The organism is Marinirhabdus gelatinilytica (assembly GCF_003353425.1).
Taxonomy (GTDB): Bacteria; Bacteroidota; Bacteroidia; order Flavobacteriales; family Flavobacteriaceae; genus Marinirhabdus; species Marinirhabdus gelatinilytica.
Genome location: NZ_QRAO01000018.1, coordinates 1 through 2,969 on the forward strand (window position 1 = coordinate 1; position 2,969 = coordinate 2,969).

4 protein-coding genes are annotated in these 2,969 nt (G+C 31.4%); all 4 read right to left on the reverse strand.

Features of this window, described 5'->3' with window-relative positions; all coding sequences use genetic code 11:
* Positions 1-428: 428 nt before the first annotated feature.
* A complete protein-coding gene (locus tag C8D94_RS15100; RefSeq protein WP_115124804.1) occupies positions 429-938 on the reverse strand; it encodes a hypothetical protein in 510 nt (169 codons plus the stop codon).
* A 6-nt stretch (positions 939-944) separates the two neighbouring features.
* Positions 945-1,271 carry a hypothetical protein gene (locus C8D94_RS15105; RefSeq protein ID WP_115124805.1) on the reverse strand — a complete coding sequence of 109 codons (327 nt, stop codon included), beginning with the start codon at positions 1,269-1,271 and terminating at the stop codon, positions 945-947.
* Between the two features lie 128 nt (positions 1,272-1,399).
* Positions 1,400-1,894, reverse strand: coding sequence for a hypothetical protein (locus C8D94_RS15110; protein WP_115124806.1), 495 nt, complete (start codon positions 1,892-1,894; stop codon positions 1,400-1,402).
* A gap of 217 nt (positions 1,895-2,111) precedes the next feature.
* Entirely contained in the window at positions 2,112-2,828 is a 717-nt protein-coding gene (locus C8D94_RS15115) for a hypothetical protein (RefSeq protein WP_115124807.1), read from the reverse strand.
* Between the last annotated feature and the right edge of the window lie 141 nt (positions 2,829-2,969).

Genomic DNA, 2,969 nt, shown 5'->3' on the forward strand with positions numbered 1-2,969 from the left:
GACAGAAACTGACTGAATGTAACACCGATTTAGCCACAAAAAAAATTTCGGATACGGTTCCTCTTTGGATACAGAAACTACACCCACAGAAAGGAGAAGGCAACTCTGGTGTTTAGTTCCCAAAAAAGGACTCAGACATAAACCACAGCAAAAAGTTACTCATAAATGATGAGGCCTCTTTACTTCACTAAAATGCTGAAATTTCGCTGAGGTACTGTTTTTGCTAACGGCTGCGTATATGAAACGTAGCGTTTAAAAAGACGCTATCGTTTCGGATTATACACGAGCCAAGTTTTTAAATTTTTCTTTTTATCCTTATTTTACTAAAAGCCAAATTTAAAAATTTGGCAGTCTTCACAAACACACAAAAACCTTTCGGAAAGTCTATATTAGCTATGTTTTATATACATTGTTAGCAAATGTTTTTATTACGCATTGTTAATTCTAAATTGATGTTTATCAATGTCATTAATCATAAATGCCAACATTTCACTTCTTTTTAAATCAGTCTTTTTAGTATATAAATCTTTTCGGATGTTTAATAATAGGTCAGACAAATGAGTTAACATTATTACGGCATATTCTTCGTCGTCATCAGCAAAATCCTCAGATTTTATATTAAAAAAAGCCTGCATAATTCTGTTATAAGATTTTACGACTTCGTCAGAGCCAAATGTTGTAAGATTAAAAGCTGCTTTTCGGTAATCCAATGAAAGCAATTTATTAATCCCTTTTTGCTTTTCTTTTTCGTTTAGGGTGAATGTGAAAACAACAATAAATGGTTCTAATAATGTTTCATAGGTTTTTACCTTAAAATCTCTTGTTTTTTCTTCCGAAAGCAGAATGTCTTCTCTCTTAGATTTAAAAAACCAAGTTATTAAACCTCCAATTGTCAGAAGTAACGGACTAAGTAAAGCTATAATTATAGTGCTATCCATTTCTCACTAATTTATTTTTTCCATATATCTTTCTCCGTAATCTGGCAAATCAATGAGAAAAGACTGGGGATTTGACTTCATATGCATCCGAGATGAAACAGAATTGAATTTTTCGTGAATTGCATCTCCATTGAAGTTGATTTCAAAAATGTCATTGTCAATTTCTTGAACTGTTATATTTCCTTGAACCAGAGTTAAGTTATTTTCGTCTTTTACCCAAAGAGTAGCTCTTTCTAAGTCTGGAACGTGTAGAGTAATTACTTTAGAATCTCCAAAAGTATAAAGAGGAAAATCTTTGCTTCTCCAAGTTCCGATAATTTCTTCGTTGTTCATTTTCAAATATTTGCTAACGGTCTCGTATAACCGTCAGTTACGGGATTAAAGTTAATGATTTTCGGTTAAGCACTGACGTTAGCAATTCCGAGTGGATTCGGACGTAGTCGAATCCGCCGTAATTGCGGTTATACATTGTTGTACCCAGTTTTTTGTTTGGTTAATATTCGTTTTCTTTCCGCAATTCGATTCTCAAATTTTGGGTTATGTTCTATTCCGTTTATAAATTCAGATTCAAAACTTCCAATTGTAACGAACTCAAAGTCCACAAAAAAGAAATGTTTTAATCCGTTTTGTTTCAAAATCAGATCACGATTCTTTTCAGGCAATCTTTCAATTTCTAAAGTGTCCGAAACAGGTTTTTCAAATTGATAAATCCGCAATTGATTTGTATTCAGTTCCAGTATTTTTTTCAGTCCGTTTAAGTCAGTTTGGACATCCATTTCCATTTGACGAACAGATAGATTTTTGAATTCAGTTCCATTTTGAGTTTTTAAATCCGTTTTCCACCATTTAATTACCTCATTTGGTAGAAACTTATGAATGAATATTATATTCAAGTCCTTGTCAAAAAGTTCCCAAATTTCTTCGTTAGAATTTATTTCAAATGTTAGTTCGTTCATTTCTCAAATTGGGTACAACGGTCTTGTGTATGAAACGTAGCGTGTAAAAAGACGTTATCTTTTCGGATTAACACAGAGCCGAATTTTTATATTTTGTTTTTAACTTATCAATCCTAAAAGCCAAATTTAAAAATTTGGCGGTTTTTGTAAATAAGCACTATCCTTTGCGTTTAGCACTTATTAGCTATGTTTTATACACGTTGTTGCCACACGTTTTTTATATCGGTTTATATTCCTTAACAATTCGTTTATCATTATTAAAATCTACATATTGATAATGAACTTTGTCATCTTTATCAAATTCGCCATTTTTATTAGTGTCTTCGATGCTCCTAAAATATATTCGGTTTTTGATTCCTAATTCTTTCCAGTCAATTAGTTCCTGGTATTCGGATGTTAGTTTTTCAAATTCGGAACCATCAATGTTACTTATGTATAAAGTTTCTACGTCATTATCGTCAAGTTCATTATCTCGATTAGTGTCTTTGTCCAACACACGATAGATTAAAATCTGCTTTTTTGTGTTGTCATATATGTCTCTTAAAAAAGTGATTGATTTGATTCGAATATTTTTTGTGGTCAGTGAAGTTAGATTATCAGAATCAAGTTGTTGAAATTTTAGATTGTGAAGATTTCCAGTAATTTCATATCTATTGTAATTAGTTATTGAGAAACTTCCGGAACCATAACTAGAAGAACCAAAATAAACTTTTCCTCTCGAACCATACATTCTGTATTCTCCAATTGGATGTATTAAGTATTTTGTACTGTCAATATGAATTGGTATGTCAGCAATTTCTATTAAAGTCGAGTCTTTTTTTAATTCCGCCGTTTCAATATTTTCATTCTCTGGATAAATAACTTTTGGTTTTTCGTCATTTCCACAAGAAGTCAGAAAAATTAGTGTAATTCCTAAAATTATAATGTTTTTCATATTTTTTTCAAATGTGTGGCAACGGTCTTGTATATGATTTGTGGCGTAAGATACTCTATAGATTTTTCAGCCTTAACATATTATTTTTAAAAATAGCGAATTTTCTCGCTTTACTGAAATCGAGCCATAAATTATATGCTT